This window comes from Streptomyces sp. (genome assembly GCF_031181705.1).
Lineage (GTDB): Bacteria > Actinomycetota > Actinomycetes > Streptomycetales > Streptomycetaceae > Streptomyces.
The window spans coordinates 1-17,021 of sequence record NZ_JAPSKN010000064.1; the positions used below are offsets into that span (position 1 = coordinate 1).

15 protein-coding genes are annotated in these 17,021 nt (G+C 72.6%); 10 read left to right on the forward strand and 5 right to left on the reverse strand.

Annotated elements, in window-relative coordinates:
• Positions 1 to 163: 163 nt before the first annotated feature.
• Positions 164 to 1,405, reverse strand: a complete 1,242-nt coding sequence (locus RIN80_RS14590; RefSeq protein ID WP_309096009.1) for a cation:proton antiporter — start codon at positions 1,403 to 1,405, stop codon at positions 164 to 166.
• A gap of 4 nt (positions 1,406 to 1,409) precedes the next feature.
• Complete coding sequence (locus RIN80_RS14595) at positions 1,410 to 1,895, reverse strand: TrkA C-terminal domain-containing protein (protein WP_309096010.1); 486 nt, start codon at positions 1,893 to 1,895, stop codon at positions 1,410 to 1,412.
• Positions 1,896 to 2,019: 124 nt separating this feature from the next.
• On the opposite strand from RIN80_RS14595, the gene RIN80_RS14600 reads away from it, so the two are divergent.
• From RIN80_RS14600 to RIN80_RS14615, 4 genes are all read left to right on the forward strand, one after another.
• Positions 2,020 to 3,063 (forward strand): sensor histidine kinase, encoded by a 1,044-nt coding sequence (locus tag RIN80_RS14600; protein ID WP_309096011.1) that lies wholly within the window; start codon positions 2,020 to 2,022, stop codon positions 3,061 to 3,063.
• The gene (locus tag RIN80_RS14605) at positions 3,063 to 3,716 is read left to right on the forward strand and encodes a response regulator transcription factor (RefSeq protein WP_309096012.1); all 654 of its coding nucleotides are present in this window, start codon (positions 3,063 to 3,065) and stop codon (positions 3,714 to 3,716) included. The genes RIN80_RS14600 and RIN80_RS14605 overlap by 1 nt, the downstream gene beginning before the upstream one ends.
• 63 nt (positions 3,717 to 3,779) lie before the next feature.
• Positions 3,780 to 5,306 carry a tRNA (N6-isopentenyl adenosine(37)-C2)-methylthiotransferase MiaB gene (miaB, locus tag RIN80_RS14610; protein ID WP_309096013.1) on the forward strand — a complete coding sequence of 509 codons (1,527 nt, stop codon included), beginning with the start codon at positions 3,780 to 3,782 and terminating at the stop codon, positions 5,304 to 5,306.
• Between the two features lie 85 nt (positions 5,307 to 5,391).
• A complete protein-coding gene (locus RIN80_RS14615; protein ID WP_309096014.1) occupies positions 5,392 to 6,105 on the forward strand; it encodes a class III extradiol dioxygenase subunit B-like domain-containing protein in 714 nt (237 codons plus the stop codon).
• 102 nt (positions 6,106 to 6,207) lie between these two features.
• On the opposite strand, the gene RIN80_RS26570 is transcribed toward RIN80_RS14615, so the two are convergent.
• Positions 6,208 to 6,783, reverse strand: coding sequence for an Rv0909 family putative TA system antitoxin (locus tag RIN80_RS26570; protein WP_375141700.1), 576 nt, complete (start codon positions 6,781 to 6,783; stop codon positions 6,208 to 6,210).
• 26 nt (positions 6,784 to 6,809) lie between these two features.
• Positions 6,810 to 7,079: a hypothetical protein gene (locus RIN80_RS14625; RefSeq protein ID WP_309096015.1), complete on the reverse strand. Its 270-nt coding sequence runs from the start codon at positions 7,077 to 7,079 to the stop codon at positions 6,810 to 6,812.
• Positions 7,080 to 7,261: 182 nt separating this feature from the next.
• Here RIN80_RS14625 and miaA point away from each other — a divergent pair, with 182 nt between their 5' ends.
• The 6 genes from miaA to hflX all read left to right on the forward strand — a co-directional run bounded on the left by miaA (position 7,262) and on the right by hflX (position 15,688).
• Entirely contained in the window at positions 7,262 to 8,200 is a 939-nt protein-coding gene (miaA, locus tag RIN80_RS14630; protein ID WP_309096016.1) for a tRNA (adenosine(37)-N6)-dimethylallyltransferase MiaA, read from the forward strand.
• Between the two features lie 108 nt (positions 8,201 to 8,308).
• Entirely contained in the window at positions 8,309 to 8,821 is a 513-nt protein-coding gene (locus RIN80_RS14635; RefSeq protein ID WP_309096017.1) for a hypothetical protein, read from the forward strand.
• 175 nt (positions 8,822 to 8,996) lie between these two features.
• Positions 8,997 to 9,869, forward strand: a complete 873-nt coding sequence (dapF, locus tag RIN80_RS14640) for a diaminopimelate epimerase (protein WP_309096018.1) — start codon at positions 8,997 to 8,999, stop codon at positions 9,867 to 9,869.
• A 279-nt stretch (positions 9,870 to 10,148) separates the two neighbouring features.
• Positions 10,149 to 12,416, forward strand: a complete 2,268-nt coding sequence (locus RIN80_RS14645; RefSeq protein WP_309096019.1) for an HD domain-containing protein — start codon at positions 10,149 to 10,151, stop codon at positions 12,414 to 12,416.
• Between the two features lie 92 nt (positions 12,417 to 12,508).
• Positions 12,509 to 14,032: a M1 family metallopeptidase gene (locus tag RIN80_RS14650; protein ID WP_309096020.1), complete on the forward strand. Its 1,524-nt coding sequence runs from the start codon at positions 12,509 to 12,511 to the stop codon at positions 14,030 to 14,032.
• Between the two features lie 162 nt (positions 14,033 to 14,194).
• A complete protein-coding gene (gene hflX / locus RIN80_RS14655) occupies positions 14,195 to 15,688 on the forward strand; it encodes a GTPase HflX (RefSeq protein WP_094053850.1) in 1,494 nt (497 codons plus the stop codon).
• A 70-nt stretch (positions 15,689 to 15,758) separates the two neighbouring features.
• Here the strand turns inward: hflX and RIN80_RS14660 are convergent, their stop codons facing one another.
• Positions 15,759 to 16,958, reverse strand: coding sequence for a hypothetical protein (locus RIN80_RS14660; protein WP_309096021.1), 1,200 nt, complete (start codon positions 16,956 to 16,958; stop codon positions 15,759 to 15,761).
• Between the last annotated feature and the right edge of the window lie 63 nt (positions 16,959 to 17,021).

The following is a 17,021-nucleotide window of genomic DNA, read 5'->3' on the forward strand; positions in this document are numbered from 1 at the left end:
CCCGCCGCGCCGACGGCAAGGTCCTCAAGGGGGAGCACTACGAGGCACCGGACGTGCGCGGGGTGCTGCGGAAGCAGGGGTGGGAGCCGGGCGGGGGTGAGTGACCTCGGCGCCGGCCGGGGGGGGGCCGGGCGCCGGACCAGTCCTCCGCCCCCCCGGCCCCTCAGTCGGCCACCGGTGCCTCCGTCTCCGTGGCCCGGGGCGTCGGCCCCGGCTCCGGCTCTGGCCCCGGCTCCGGCCGGCCCCGCTCGCGGCGCCGCCCCCACCAGGTCGCCACCGGCTCCGTGTACCGCGCGGTGAGCGGCCCCAGGACGACCAGGATCAGGACGTACGCCGTGGCCAGCGGGCCGAGGGACGGCTCGATGCCGGCGGCGACCGCGAGGCCCGCGATGACGATCGAGAACTCGCCGCGGGCGACCAGTGCGCCCCCCGCCCGCCAGCGGCCCTTGACGGAGATCCCGGCTCGCCGGGCCGCCCAGTAGCCCGTGGCGATCTTCGTCAGCGCGGTGACGACGGCCAGGCCCAGCGCCGGCAGCAGGACCGGCGGGATGCTCGACGGGTCGGTGTGCAGGCCGAAGAAGACGAAGAAGACCGCGGCGAACAGGTCGCGCAGCGGACTCAGCAGCGTGTGCGCCCCCTCCGCCACCTCCCCGGACAGCGCGATGCCGACCAGGAAGGCGCCCACCGCCGCCGACACCTGCAACTGCTGGGCCACGCCCGCGACCAGGATCGTCAGGCCCAGCACGACCAGCAGCAGCTTCTCCGGGTCGTCGCTGGAGACGAACCGCGAGATGACCCGCCCGTAGCGCAGGGCCAGGAACAGCACGAGGCCCGCCGCGCCCAGCGCGATCGCCAGGGTCACGCTGCCGGCCAGCAGCCCGGCGCCCGCCACCAGCGCCGTGACGATCGGCAGGTACACGGCCATCGCCAGATCCTCCAGCACCAGCACGCTGAGGATCACCGGCGTCTCCCGGTTGCCGACCCGGCCCAGGTCACCGAGCACCTTCGCGATCACGCCGGACGAGGAGATCCAGGTGACACCGGCCAGGACGACCGCGGCCACCGGCCCCCAGCCGAGCAGCAGCGCCACCGCCGCCCCGGGCAGGGCGTTGAGCGCGCAGTCGACCAGACCGGACGGATAGTGCGTCTTGAGGTTGGAGACCAGATCGCTCGCCGTGTACTCCAGGCCCAGCATCAGCAGCAGCAGGATGACGCCGATCTCCGCGCCCGTGGCGATGAACTCCTCGCTCGCGCCCAGCGGCAGCAGACCGCCCTCGCCGAAGGCCAGCCCGGCGAGGAGGTACAGGGGTATCGGCGAGAGCTGGAAGCGGGCGGCGAACCGCCCGAGCAGGCCGAGGCCGAGGATGATGGAACCGAACTCGATGAGCAGGACCGCGGAGTGCACCGGTTCACTCCCGCCCGAGTATCGTCGCGGCCGCGTCGACGCCCTCGCGCGTGCCGACGACGATCAGGGTGTCACCGCCCGCCAGCCGGAAGTCCGGCGCCGGCGACGGGATGGCCTCGGCCCGGCGCAGCACCGCCACCACCGACGCGCCCGTGTCGGTCCGCATCCGGGTGTCGCCCAGGACCCGTCCGTTCCAGCGCGAGGTCGCGGCCACCTCGATCCGCTCGGCGACGAGTCCCAGGTCCGTGGTGTACAGCAGACTGGGGCTGTGGTGGGACGGCATCAGCGCGTCGATCAGCGAACCAGCCTCGGAGCTGGTCAGCCGCAGGGACTGCGCACAGGAGTCGGGGTCGTCGGAGCGGTACACGTTCACCGTGCGCGTCCCGTCGCGGTGCGCGACCACCGACAGATGGCGGTGTTCGCGGGTCTCCAGGTCGTACTGGACCCCGATGCCCGGCAGCGGCGTCGCCCTCAGGCGCGGAGCTGACACGTTGCTTCCCCTTGTTCGTCCGGTCGGTCTTGCCTGTGTCCGTGCCCTGAGCGGTGCCGTGAACGGTGTCGATACAGCGGACGGGCCACGTCCGCATGCTGCCATCCGGCCGTACCGTGGCGACATGGGTGTCGTGACGGATATACGCAGCCGCCGGTCGCCGGAGAGACTGGCCGGGGAGGCGTTGGACGCCAGCGCCGGAAGGGGCGGAACCAGGAACGTGTCGCTGTTCTGGCGGATCTTCTCGCTCAACGCGGCCGGCCTGGTCGTGGCCACCGCACTGCTGCTCGGCCCGGTCACCGTCTCCACTCCCGTCCTGGCCGGCGAGGCGCTGGTGCTGCTCGGCGGCCTGGCGCTGCTGCTGGCGGGGAACGCGCTCGTGCTGCGCTTCGGCCTGGCGCCCCTGCAGCGGCTGGACCGGGCCATGGCCACCGCGGACCTGCTGCGCCCCGGCTCCCGCCCGGTGGTCGGCGGCCCGGCGGAGACGGCCGGGCTGATCACGACGTACAACACGATGCTCGACCGGCTGGAGGCCGAGCGGGCCGCGGGCGCCGCCCGTGCGCTGTCCGCGCAGGAGAGCGAACGGCACCGCATCGCGCGGGAACTCCACGACGAGGTCGGGCAGACCCTGACCGCCGTCCTGCTCCAGCTCAAGCGCGTCGCCGACCGGGCCCCCGGAGACCTGCGCGACGAGGTCGGCCAGGCGCAGGAAGCGACCCGGGCCGGTCTGGACGAGATCCGCAGGATCGCCCGGCGGCTGCGCCCGGGCGTCCTGGAGGAACTGGGTCTGGCCAGCGCCCTGCGCTCGCTCGCCGGCGAGTTCACGACGCACGGGCTGACCGTGCGCCACCACGTCACCGGCGACCTCCCCGCCCTGACCCCGGAAGCGGAACTCGTCGTCTACCGGGTGGCCCAGGAAGGCCTGACCAACACCGCCCGGCACGCCGGCGCCGACCGCGCCGAACTCACGCTCCGGCCCGTCCCGGACGGCGTCGAACTCCTCGTCCGCGACAACGGGGCGGGACTCGGCACCGCCGCCGAGGGCGCCGGCATCACCGGCATGCGCGAACGTGCCCTGCTGATCGGGGCCGCCCTGACCGTCGGACCGGCCCCGGTCGGCGGCACCGACGTGCGGCTGCGCCTGCCGGTGACGGAGGGAGCACGCTGATGCCCGCCCCGATCCGCGTCCTGCTCGCCGACGACCACACCCTGGTGCGCCGGGGCGTGCGCCTCATCCTGGACGGCGAGCCGGACCTGACGGTCGTCGCCGAGGCCGGAGACGGCGCCGAGGCCGTCGCGAAGGCCCGGGAGACCCCCGTCGACCTGGCCGTCCTCGACGTGGCCATGCCCCGCATGACCGGCCTCCAGGCCGCCCGCGAACTCTCCCGCCGACTGCCCGGCCTGCACATCCTCATCCTGACGATGTACGACAACGAGGAGTACTTCTTCGAGGCACTCAGGGCCGGGGCCAGCGGCTACGTCCTCAAGTCGGTCGCCGATCGCGACCTGGTCGAGGCGTGCCGGGCGGCCGTACGGGACGAGCCGTTCATCTACCCGGGCGCCGAACGGGCCCTCGTCCGCTCCTACCTGGAGCGCCTGCACCGCGGCGACGGCCTGCCGGAACGGGCCATCACCGAACGCGAGGAGGAGATTCTCAAACTGGTCGCCGAGGGCCACACCTCCAAGGAGATCGGCGAACTCCTCTTCATCAGCGCCAAGACCGTGGAACGCCACCGCGCCAACCTCCTGCAGAAGCTCGGCATGCGTGACCGCCTGGAGCTGACCCGGTACGCCATCCGGGCCGGGCTCATAGAGCCGTGAGCCCCGGGCGGGGTTGTCCACAGGCGGCCGACCCATGTGCGCCGACCGCCTACCCTTGTCCCCATGAGCAGCATCGACCGGAGCCAGTCAGTGGGCGGCACGCGCACGTATGAGGTACGCACCTACGGGTGCCAGATGAACGTCCACGACTCCGAGCGATTGGCCGGCCTGCTGGAGGACGCGGGCTACGTCCGCGCCCCCGAGGGCTCCGACGGCGAGGCGGACGTCGTCGTCTTCAACACGTGCGCGGTGCGTGAGAACGCCGACAACAAGCTGTACGGCAACCTCGGCCACCTCGCGCCGAAGAAGGCCGCCCGCCCCGGCATGCAGATCGCGGTCGGCGGCTGCCTGGCGCAGAAGGACCGCGACACCATCGTGAAGAAGGCGCCCTGGGTGGACGTCGTCTTCGGCACGCACAACATCGGCAAGCTCCCGGTCCTGCTGGAGCGCGCCCGCGTGCAGGAGGAGGCGCAGGTCGAGATCGCCGAGTCGCTGGAGGCGTTCCCCTCGACGCTGCCCACGCGCCGCGAGAGCGCCTACGCGGCCTGGGTCTCCATCTCCGTCGGCTGCAACAACACCTGCACGTTCTGCATCGTCCCGGCCCTGCGCGGCAAGGAGAAGGACCGCCGCCCCGGCGACATCCTCGCCGAGATCGAGGCCCTGGTCGCCGAGGGCGTCTCCGAGATCACCCTGCTCGGGCAGAACGTCAACGCGTACGGCTCGGACATCGGCGACCGCGAGGCCTTCAGCAAGCTGCTGCGGGCCTGCGGGAGGATCGAGGGCCTGGAGCGCGTCCGCTTCACCTCGCCTCACCCGCGCGACTTCACCGACGACGTCATCGCCGCCATGGCCGAGACGCCGAACGTGATGCCGCAGCTGCACATGCCGCTGCAGTCCGGCTCCGACCCGATCCTGAAGGCGATGCGCCGCTCCTACCGCCAGGAGCGCTTCCTCGGCATCATCGAGAAGGTCCGCGCCGCCATCCCGCACGCCGCGATCAGCACGGACATCATCGTGGGCTTCCCCGGCGAGACCGAGGAGGACTTCGAGCAGACGCTGCACGTCGTCCGCGAGGCCCGCTTCGCCCAGGCCTTCACCTTCCAGTACTCCAAGCGGCCCGGCACCCCGGCCGCCGAGATGGACGGCCAGATCCCCAAGAAGGTCGTCCAGGAGCGCTACGAGCGGCTGGTCGCCCTCCAGGAGGAGATCTCCTGGGAGGAGAACAAGAAGCAGGTCGGCCGCACGCTGGAGCTGATGGTCGCCGAGGGCGAGGGCCGCAAGGACGACACCACCCACCGCCTGTCCGGCCGCGCCCCCGACAACCGCCTCGTCCACTTCACCAAGCCGGACCAGGAGGTCCGCCCGGGCGACGTCGTCACGGTCGAGATCACCTACGCCGCCCCGCACCACCTGCTCGCCGAGGGCCCCGTCCTCGCCGTGCGCCGCACACGCGCGGGCGACGCCTGGGAGAAGCGCAACGCCGAGAAGGCGTCGAAGGCGTCCCAGCCGACGGGTGTCCTGCTCGGCCTGCCCAGGATCGGCGTCCCGGAGCCGCTGCCGGTGGCGGCGAGCGGGTGCGGCTGCGACTGAGCGAGGTCGTGGCCGCAGACGGGGTGGGTGTGGGTCCTGCCCGCCCCGTGCGGCATCGCGTCCGCTGAGGGTTACCCTGCCGATCATGCTTGTCGCCGCCGCTGTCTGTCCCTGCCCGCCCCTGCTGGTTCCCGAGGTCGCCGCGGGTGCCGCTCCGGAGCTGGACGCCGCGCGTGCCGCCTGCACGGACGCGCTGGGCGTGCTCGCCGCCGCCCGTCCGGACCGGCTGGTGGTCGTCGGCCCGGTGGACGCCCCCGGGCCCGAGACGTACCCGGAGGGCAGCCGGGGGTCGTTCCGCGGCTTCGGGGTCGATCTCGACGTCCGGCTGGGACGAGCCGGGGACGCAGGGGCGGAGCGGCTGCTGCCGTACTCGCTGGCGGTGGCCGCCTGGCTGCTGGCGCGGAACGGGTGGTCCGACGGCCCAGTGGAAGGACTCGGCGTGGGGGAGCGGCTCGCGCCCGGCGACTGCGCCCGGGCCGGACGGCAGCTCGTCACCGGCGCGGGGCGGGTCGCGCTGCTGGTGATGGGTGACGCCAGTGCGTGCCGGACGCTCAAGGCCCCGGGGTATCTCGACGAGCGGGCGGCCCCCTTCGACGCGGAGGTGGGACGCGCGCTCGGCGCGGCGGACCTGCCCGCCCTCCTGGCGCTGGACAGCGGGCTCGCCCGGGAGCTGAAGGTGTCCGGCCGGGCGCCGTGGCAGGTGCTGGCCGGCGCTGCCGAGGGTGCCGGCCTCGGGGGATCACTGCTGTTCGAGGACGCGCCGTACGGCGTGGGATACGCCGTCGCCACGTGGTCGTAGCCGCGTCGCGGACCGGACGGCGGACACGGGAACGCCGGACGGCCGGGAGCTCGTGCTCCACGGCCGTCCGGCGATGTGCCCTTCGGTGTGCCGACGCGCGGGTCAGGAAACCGGCGGTGGCGCGTCGTCCGGCGACGCGGGGCCACCCGCCTCCCGCGGAGGCTCCGCACGGCCCGCGTCCGGCGGCGGGGCGGCGGTGTCCCCACCCGCAGGCCGGGGCGACCCACTCGACGACTCCCCACCCGGCGACTGATCCGCCTCACTCGGCGGCTGGGTCATCCCATCCGGCGGCGGAGTCGCTCCACTCGGCGGTTGGGTTACCCCACGCGGCTGCTGGGTCGCCCCGCCCGGCGAAGGCGCCCCACGCGGCTGCTGGGTCGCCCCGCCCGCCGGTGGGGTCGCTCCGCCCGCCGGCGGGGTGGCCGTGCCCGGCGGCGGGGTGGTGCCGCCCCCGTCCGGTACGGCGCCGCCCTGGTGCGCGAATCGGACCATGGCGCCCTTGGCCTTGCCCGTGCCCGACTGGATCCTGTCGCTGTACCGGCCCTTGGTCCTCTTGTCGACGACCTGTGCGGCCTTGTCGAGACCGTGCTGGATCTTGTCCTCGTGCCGCTGCGCGAGGTGCGAGACCTTGCCCTTCGCCGGGCCCAGCTTGGCCTTCACGTTGGCCAGAAGACCCATGGTTCACCTTCCCTCGCGCGGGGCGGTCACGTACGGGCGCCCTCACCGGCCTCGTTGTCGGCCGCCTTGTCGGTGGACTGCTGCTTGGGGATGTCGACGCCTTCGCCGTCGGCGCCCTCGGCGCCCTTGGCCGCCGGCTCGGCGGCCTCCGATGCTCCCTCGGCCGTCTTGGCCTCGGCGGTCGCCGCCGCCTCCTCCTTCTCGGATCCGGTCTTCGCCGCGTCGTTGCCGGCCTCGGCGGCAGGCGCCTCCTCCGTGGCCTTGGACCGCCGAAGAATGCGTGCAAAAACGCCCATATCCACTCCATACGTTACTCGTGCGGGCGAAATCCCGCGTCGCCCGGTGCGTCCGTTTGCGCGGCCCGGGTCGCCGCCTCTGCGATCCGGCGGCAGGAACCTCGCAACGGGCAACGACCCCGGGGCGGTGGCGTCACGTAACTCGTTCGAGAGTGGGGTCCGAGGTTTGCGAGACTGGGGCGGTGAGCAGTGCACCCCCCGCCCCCCGCGTCATCGCCGTCGTCGGTCCAACTGCGGCCGGAAAGTCCGATCTGGGCGTCTTCCTGGCCCAGCGGCTCGGCGGTGAGGTCGTCAACGCCGACTCCATGCAGCTCTACCGAGGGATGGACATCGGCACCGCCAAGCTGACGCCCGAGGAGCGCGGCGGAGTCCCGCACCACCTCCTGGACATCTGGGACGTCACCGTCACCGCGTCCGTCGCCGAGTACCAGCGCCTTGCCCGTGAGCGGATCGACGCGCTGCTCGCCGAGGGCCGCTGGCCGATCCTGGTCGGCGGTTCGGGGCTGTACGTCCGGGGAGCCGTCGACAACCTGGAGTTCCCCGGCACCGACCCCGAGGTCCGGGCCCGGCTGGAGGAGGAGCTCACCCTGCGCGGCTCGGGCGCGCTGCACGCCCGGCTGGCCGCCGCCGACCCCGAGGCGGCCCGCGCCATCCTGCCGAGCAACGGACGCCGGGTCGTGCGGGCACTTGAGGTCATCGAGATCACCGGCAAGCCCTTCACCGCCAACCTCCCCGGCCACGACTCGGTCTACGACACCCTCCAGATCGGCGTCGACGTGGCCCGCCCCGAGTTGGACGAGCGCATCGCGCGCCGGGTCGACCGGATGTGGGACGCCGGACTCGTGGACGAGGTGCGGGCACTGGAGGCGCAGGGGTTGCGCGAAGGGCGTACGGCCTCGCGCGCGCTCGGCTACCAGCAGGTCCTCGCGGCGCTCGCCGGGGAGTGCACGATGGAGCAGGCGCGGACCGAGACCGTCCGTGCCACCAAGCGCTTCGCGCGCCGTCAGGATTCATGGTTCAGGCGCGATCCACGGGTGCACTGGTTGAGTGGGGCTGCGGCCGATCTCACGGAACTTCCGCAGCTCGCACTGTCCTTGGTCGAACGACCGGTTACAGCCTGATCACGTCATGGCATCGGGACGCCCAGGCCGTCATCCGGCCCTTCGGCGGCGTGCCATCATCGAGCTTCGATCGACCGAGTTGAGTCCTAGTTGGGAGGGCGCGTGGCGATGGAGGCCGGCCCTCGCGACACCGCACAAAGCACCGATCACATCACCGCCGAGCGGGACGTGCCGGAGCACGAGGACGGACCGGAGGAGGAGTCGGACCGCCTCAGCTCCGACGGCCCCGACGAGACGCCGAGTGTGACGGACGACGGCCCCGAGCCCGACGAGATGTTCGCGGGCGAGGTCGAGGTCGAGCTGCGCCCGCAGCGCCGGCTGCGCATCTGGCAGCTCGCGCCCATCGTCGGACTCGCGGCACTCGGTTCCCTGATGTTCGCGTTCCCGCTCGCCTTCGACTTCGGCGACAGCGGGGCCGTCATCGCCATGCTCGGCCTGCTGATCTGCTCCTGCGCGGCCGGCTGGGGAATGATGGCGGCCCGCCGCGTCGGCTACACCTGGCCCGGCCTCCCGGCCAGGGGCTCCGGCCGCAGAGGGGACTGGCGGGTCGTCCTCGCGTACGCGGTGATGGTGGCCGCAGTGGTCGTCCTGGCCGTGTGGCGGGTGGCCCGGCTCCGCTGAAGGTGCCCGTCAGGAGCGCGGGGAGCCGCGCGGCAAGCCCCGAAGCACCCCGCGCCGCGAAGCGCCCCACTCCACGAGGCGCCCCACTCCACGACGCACCCACTCCGCAAGGCACCCCCACACCCACGACGAATCCGCCCCGCCCTCCCCGCGGCGCGCGCCGTACGATCGGGGCATGAGCACGCGGATCGCCTTCCTCAAGGGGCACGGCACCGAGAACGACTTCGTGATCGTCCCGGACCCGGAGAACACCATCGACCTGCCCCCGGCCGCCGTCGCCGCCCTGTGCGACCGCCGCGCGGGCATCGGCGGTGACGGACTGCTGCACGTGGTGCGCTCCGCCGCGCACCCCGAGGCCAGGAGCATGGCGGCCGAGGCGGAGTGGTTCATGGACTACCGCAACGGCGACGGCTCGGTCGCGGAGATGTGCGGCAACGGCGTGCGGGTCTTCGCACGCTACCTCCAGCGCGCCGGCCACGTGACCGAGGGGGACCTCGCGGTCGCCACCCGCGGAGGCGTGAAGACGGTGCACCTCGCCAAGGACGGCGACATCACCGTCGGCATGGGCAAGGCGCTGCTCCCCGGCGACGAGGTCACCGTGAGCGTCGGCGAGCGCAGCTGGCCCGCGCGGAACGTGAACATGGGCAACCCGCACGCGGTCGCCTTCGTCGACGACCTGGCGCACGCCGGCGACCTGTACGCCCCGCCGCCCGTCAGCCCGGCCTCCGTCTACCCGGACGGGGTGAACGTCGAGTTCGTCGTCGACCGCGGCCCCCGGCACGTCGCGCTGCGCGTGCACGAGCGCGGCTCCGGCGAGACCCGCTCGTGCGGCACGGGCGCGTGCGCCGTCGCCGTGGCCACCGCCCGCCGCGACGGCGCCGACCCCGCGGTCACCGGCACGCCGGTGACGTACACCGTGGACGTCCCCGGCGGCACCCTCGTGATCACCGAGCGCCCCGACGGCGAGATCGAGATGACCGGCCCGGCGGTGATCGTGGCCGAGGGCGAGATCGACGCGGACTGGCTGCAGGCCGTCCCGCAAGGGTGAGGCGGCGCCACTGTCCGGCGGACCATCCGACCCGAAAACGCCGTACGGAACAAGCCACTTGGCGGGAACATGAGCACTCTGGTCACCTTGCACTCGGGTGCAAACCTCACATTCGTCCCTCGAATGGGTGATCAGTTTCACGCTCGGCGAGAGGCGGTCAGCCACGCGTGGTGGGCTCGATAGCATCAAGCACCGGCCCGGACGGGGGACCGAAGCCGCCCCTGAGCCGTGTCCGCCCTGGGGCACCCCGTCCGCCGGTTGACGCAGCCGGAGGTGCCCATGAGTGCGGAGGCCACGAATCCCGTGACCCCAGGCCCGATGCCGGGCGCGGTGTCGGGGCCGGTGACGCCGACAGCGCCGCGCAGAAAGGCCCGCCCCCGGATCGACCTGCGCCGCCTCGGCAGAGCCGCGCTGCTCGGCCCCGCCGCCCGGGGCCGGCTGCCCGACGCCATCAGCCACGTCGTCGAGGCCCACCGCGCGCACCACCCCGACGCGGACCTCGAACCGCTGCGCCGCGCCTACATCCTGGCCGAGTCCTCGCACCGCGGCCAGATGCGCAAGAGCGGCGAGCCGTACATCACGCACCCGCTCGCCGTGACCCTGATCCTCGCCGAACTCGGCGCGGAGACCACGACGTTGACCGCATCCCTGCTCCACGACACGGTCGAGGACACGGACGTGACGCTCGACCAGGTGCGCGAGCAGTTCGGCGAGGAGGTCCGCTACCTGGTCGACGGCGTCACCAAGCTGGAGAAGGTCGACTACGGCGCCGCCGCCGAGCCGGAGACGTTCCGCAAGATGCTCGTCGCCACCGGCAACGACGTCCGCGTCATGTCGATCAAACTCGCCGACCGGCTGCACAACATGCGCACCCTCGGCGTCATGCGCCCCGAGAAACAGGAGCGCATCGCCAAGGTGACACGTGACGTGCTCATCCCGCTCGCCGAACGGCTCGGTGTCCAGGCGCTCAAGACCGAACTCGAGGACCTGGTGTTCGCGATCCTGCACCCCGAGGAGTACGCGCACACCAGGGAGCTGATCGTCCGCAACGCCGACCGCGCCGACGACCCGCTCGCCGAGGTCGCCGACGAGGTGCGCGCCGTGCTGCGCGAGGCGGGCATCACAGCCGAAGTCCTCATCCGCCCACGCCACTTCGTCTCCGTGCACCGCGTCTCCCGCAAGCGCGGCCGGCTGCGCGGCTCCGACTTCGGCCGCCTGCTCGTCCTGGTGAACGAGGACGCCGACTGCTACGGCGTCCTGGGCGAGCTGCACACCTGTATGACGCCGGTGGTCTCCGAGTTCAAGGACTTCATCGCCGTACCGAAGTTCAACCTCTACCAGTCGCTGCACACGGCAGTCGCCCGCGCGGACGGCCAGGTCGTCGAAGTCCTCATCCGCACCCACCAGATGCACAAGGTCGCCGAGGCCGGCGTCGTCGCCCTCGGCAACCCCTACGCCCCCGCCCCCGACGACCCGGCCGACGGTGAGCGCGTCGACCCCACCCGCCCCGGCTGGCTCTCCCGGCTCCTCGACTGGCAGGAGGCCGCACCCGACCCCGACCACTTCTGGTCGACCCTGCGCGAGGACCTCGCCCAGGACCGCGAGATCACCGTCTTCCGGCCCGACGGCGGCACGCTCGGCCTGCCCGAGGGCGCGACCTGCGTGGACGCCGCCTACGCGCAGTACGGGGAGGACGCGCACGCCTGCATCGGCGCCCGCGTCAACGGCCGGCTGGCGACGCTCTCCACCGTGCTGAGGGACGGCGACACCGTCCAGCTCCTCATGGGCCAGGACCCCGCCTCCGAGCCCTCCCGGGAGTGGCTGGAGCACGCCCACACGCCCGCGGCCCGAATCGCCATCCAGCGGTGGCTGGCCGCCCACCCGGACCAGGCCGAGGCCCAGGAGCACGAGGCCCGGACCGTCGAGACCGACCGGCCCTCGGGGGATCGGTTGAGCCGTTCAGCGCGAGGACGGCTGCCCGCCGCGCCACGGCCCGCCACGGATCGAGCGACCCAGTCCCGACCCGCCGACCCGTCCGGTACGGACACACCGGCCGCCTCGGGCCCCGAGCAGCCCGGCACCCGCGCCGCCGGCGGCGACGTCCTCACGGACGACCTGCCGGACGCGACCGTACGGCTCGCCCGGTGCTGTACGCCCGTGCCGCCCGACGAGATCACCGGATTCGCGGTACGCGGGGGAGCGGTCACGGTGCACCGCGTGGAGTGCGCGGCGGTGGCGCGCATGAAAGACGGGGGGCGTGCGGAGGTCGGCGTGCGCTGGGGTGAGGCCACCGAGTGCCGGGTCACGCTGGTCGCCGAATCGTTCGTCCGTCCCCATCTGCTCGCCGACCTCACCGAGGCCATGGCCCTCGAAGGAGCCGAGATCGTCTCCGCGACCGTCGAACCCCCGACCCAGCAGCAGGTCCGGCACACCTACACCGTGCAGCTCCCGGACGCGGCCCACCTCCCGGTCCTGATGCGCGCGATGCGGAACGTGGCCGGGGTGTACGACGTGAGCCGGGCCCAGCCGCAGACGCAGAGCAGCTGAGACGGCAGGCGGCGCAGGCCCCGGTCCCCGGTTCGGGTGGGCCGGACGCGCGTCGCCCGTGCCGCGCACGCGGGCGCTGATAGCCGTGAGGCATGCCCCTCACGCCCTCTTCCCCCACACACCGGCGGACGTCCGCCGCCCTGCTCGCCTCGGCCGTCTCCGTGTGCCTCGTCGCCGCCAGCGCCCCCGCAGTCCCGCTCGGCGTCGGCGACCGCCTCTTCCCGTATCTGGGCAACCCCGGCTACGACGTCGCCTCCTACGACCTGTCCTTCACCTACCCCGGCACGAACAGCGAGCCGCTGCGGGCCGTCACCACCATCGACGCCTGGACCACCGCTGACCTGGACCGGATCAACCTGGACTTCGCGCACGGCAAGGTCGAGTCGGTCGAGGTCGACGGGGACCCCGCGCGGTTCCGCAGCGCCGGCGAGGACCTGGTGATCACGCCCGAGGACTCCGTGTCGGACGACAACTGGATGCGCATCACCGTGCGCCACACCAGCGACCCCGTGCCCGCCGAGGGCCGCGAGGGCGGCTGGGTGCGCACCGGTGACGGCCTCGCCATGGCCAACCAGGCCGACGCCGCCCACCTGGTGTTCCCCTGCAACGACCACCCCTCCGACAAGGCCATGTTCACCATCCGGGTCACCGCGCCCGACGGCCACACGGCCGTGGCCAACGGTCTGCCCGCCGGGGTGGACCGGTCCGGCGGGCAGACCACGTGGACGTACCGCACCCGGCACCCCATGGCCACCGAGCTCACCCAGGTCTCCATCGGCCGCTCCACGGTGCTGCACCGCACCGGCCCGCACGGACTGCCCGTGCGGGACGTCGTCCCCACCCGGTACCGCGAGGCGCTGGAGCCCTGGCTGGAGAAGACCCCCGCGCAGATCGCCTGGATGGAGAACAAGGTCGGCCGCTACCCCTTCGAGACCTACGGCGTCCTCGCGGCCGACGCCTCCACCGGCTTCGAACTGGAGACCCAGACACTCTCCCTCTTCGAACGGGAACTGTTCACCGAGCCCGTCTACCCCGCCTGGTACGTCGAGTCGATCATGGTCCACGAACTGGCCCACCAGTGGTTCGGCGACAGCGTCACCCCCCGCACCTGGTCCGACCTGTGGCTCAACGAGGGGCACGCCACCTGGTACGAGGCGCTCTACGCCGAGGAACAGGCCGGAAAGCCGATGCGGGACCGGATGAAACTCGCCTACGGCGCCTCCGACCGCTGGCGCGAGGCCGGCGGACCGCCCGCCGCCCCCAAGGCACCCGAGCCCGGCCACAAGACCGACATCTTCCGTCCCAACGTCTACGACGGCGCCGCGCTCGTCCTCTACGCCCTGCGCCAGGAGATCGGCCGCCCGGCGTTCGAAAGTCTCCAGCGCGCGTGGGTGAGCCGCCACCGGGACGGCACGGCCGGCACGCAGGACTTCGTCCGGCTCGCCACCGAGATCTCCGGACGTGACCTGGACGCCTTCTTCCAGGGCTGGCTGTACGGCGAGAAGACGCCGCCGATGCCCGGGCACCCGGACTGGAAGCCGGAGGAGCCCGGAAAGCCCGCCGCGTCTGCCGAGCCCGCCGCGTCCGTCGTTTCCGCCGGGGGAGGCGCGCGATAACACGGTGACGAGACGCCCCGTGCCGTGCGACCATCTTCAGGTCGGCGCGGCGCGGGGCGGGGCGCCGGGAATCTCCCGGAGTGCCCATGCGTTGTGCACAGTGACGGACCAGCCCCCGGCTCTCCGTCGCCGACATCGGTTTCCCAGCTACGTAAGGATCCAATGACCTCCTCTTCTTCCCCTTCCCAGGACACCAAGCGCTTCGCGCACAGCCACCCCGAGGGTCTTCGGGCCGATGCCCTGATGGAAGAGGACGTCGCCTGGAGCCACGAGATCGACGGAGAGCGGGACGGCGACCAGTTCGACCGCTCCGAGCGCGCGGCCCTGCGCCGCGTGGCGGGCCTGTCCACCGAGCTCGAGGACGTCACCGAGGTCGAGTACCGCCAGCTCCGCCTGGAGCGGGTCGTGCTCGTCGGCGTCTGGACCTCCGGAACCGCCCAGGACGCGGAGAACTCCCTCGCGGAGCTCGCCGCCCTCGCCGAGACGGCGGGCGCGCTGGTGCTCGACGGCGTGATCCAGCGCCGCGACAAGCCCGACGCGGCCACGTACATCGGCTCCGGCAAGGCCGAGGAGCTGCGGGACATCGTCCTCGAGTCCGGCGCGGACACCGTCATCTGCGACGGTGAGCTCAGCCCGGGCCAGCTCATCCACCTCGAAGACGTCGTCAAGGTCAAGGTCATCGACCGTACGGCCCTGATCCTGGACATCTTCGCCCAGCACGCCAAGTCCCGAGAGGGCAAGGCGCAGGTCGCGCTCGCGCAGATGCAGTACATGCTGCCGAGGCTCCGCGGCTGGGGTCAGTCGCTGTCCCGGCAGATGGGCGGCGGCAAGGGCGGCGGCCTCGCCACCCGTGGTCCCGGTGAGACCAAGATCGAGACGGACCGGCGGCGGATCCGCGAGAAGATGGCGAAGATGCGCCGTGAGATCGCGGAGATGAAGACCGGCCGCGAGATCAAGCGTCAGGAGCGCAAGCGCCACAAGGTGCCGTCCGTGGCCATCGCGGGCTACACCAACGCCGGAAAGTCCTCCCTGCTCAACCGCCTCACGGGCGCGGGCGTGCTGGTCGAGAACGCCCTGTTCGCGACCCTCGACCCGACCGTGCGCCGGGCCGAGACCCCGAGCGGACGGCTCTACACCCTCGCCGACACGGTCGGGTTCGTACGCCACCTGCCGCACCACCTGGTCGAGGCGTTCCGCTCCACGATGGAGGAGGTCGGCGAGTCCGACCTGATCCTGCACGTGGTCGACGGCTCCCACCCGAACCCGGAGGAGCAGCTGGCCGCCGTGCGCGAGGTGATCAGGGACGTCGGCGCCACCGACGTGCCCGAGATCGTCGTGATCAACAAGGCGGACGCGGCCGACCCGCTGACGCTGCAGCGGCTGCTGCGCGTCGAGAAGCGGTCCATGGCCGTCTCGGCCCGCACCGGCCAGGGCATCGAGGAACTGCTCGCGCTCATCGACAACGAGCTGCCGCGTCCCTCGGTCGAGATCGAGGCGCTCGTGCCGTACACGCACGGCAAGCTCGTCGCCCGCGCCCACGACGAGGGCGACGTGATCTCCGAGGAGCACACCCCGGAGGGCACGCTGCTCAAGGTGCGGGTGCACGAGGAACTGGCGGCGGAGCTCACGCCGTACGTCCCGGCGCCGCTCGCCTGACCGGCCGGCGCGTAGAAGAGGCCCGCCCCCGGACTGTCGGGGACGGGCCTTCTCCACGGGTGGGTGCGGGTCAGCGGCCGCCGTAGGTGCTGCTCATGTTCCGGTAGAGCGCCTCGGCGTCCCGGCCCAGCTGCGGGCCCGCCAGCCAGGTGTTGTCGGCCGGGCCGATCGAGGTGTTGGAGACCAGCACCGACTTGCCGTTGAGCACCCGGAACCAGCCGCCGCCGGACGAACCGCCGGTCATGGTGCAGCCGATGCGGTACATCGTCGGCAGGCTCGGGCTGAGCGAGAACCGGCCGGGGACGTCGACGCACTTGAACATCTTCAGGCCGTTGTAGGGCGGCGCGGCCGGGTAGCCCCAGGCGCCCATCTTGGCGGCCTCCGCCGCGGACGGGGCGGAGAAGTCCACGTCCAGCGCGGCACCGACCGTCTCCTCCAGGGACTTCGCTCCCTGCTCGGGCTTCACGTGCAGCACGGCGTAGTCGTACGCGGCGCCGTCACCGCCCGTCTCCGAGCCGCCCTGGATCCACTGGTTCGACGTCGAGGCCCAGTCCGCCCACCAGTTGCCGTACGGGGCGATCTGCGTCGGGTCGGCGTTGCTCAGCTCCGCCTCGGACTTGCCGAGGTCGTTGTAGGCCGGGACGAACACGATGTTCCGGTACCAGCCGCCGTTGCCGCCCGCGTGCACGCAGTGGCCCGCCGTCCACACCAGGTTGGACCTGCCCGGGTGGTTGACGTCCTTGACCACCGTCCCGGAGCAGACCGCCGGGCCGTCGGGGGAGTCGAAGAAGACCTTGCCGACCGGCGCCGCGTTGCGGTGGTACGGCGTCTTCTCGGCCTGCGCGGCGACGGGCGACGGTTCCGGATCGCTGATGCCCTGCCCGGCCGACGCGTCCTTCGTCGTGACCGTCTTGTTGGCCTCCTCGGCGGACTGCATCCGCTCCGGCTTCCACAGACCCTCGATCACCGGGTTGACGAAGTCCTTGGCCTCACTGAGCCACTGGTCCCTGTCCCAGTCCTTCCAGCCGCCGTTCTTCCACTTGTCGACGTCGATCCCGTGCTCCTTGAGCTTGCCCGCGAGATCGGCCGGGATCTCGACCTTGCCGCCGGCCTCCGGCGCCTGCGAGGTGGTGGCGTCGGGCTTGTCACTCGCCGAGTCCGCCGACCCGCCACAGGCGGTAGCGGTGAGCGCCAGGGCGGCGACGAGCCCGGTGGCGGCGAGAACGGTGCGCCGCCCGCGCCTCGGTGCGGGCGTACGTGTGGAACGCATGGTGCGATGACCCCCGTTGATGCGTACGTGTGTGGTGCTGAGTGCTGAGTGCTGAGCGCTCAG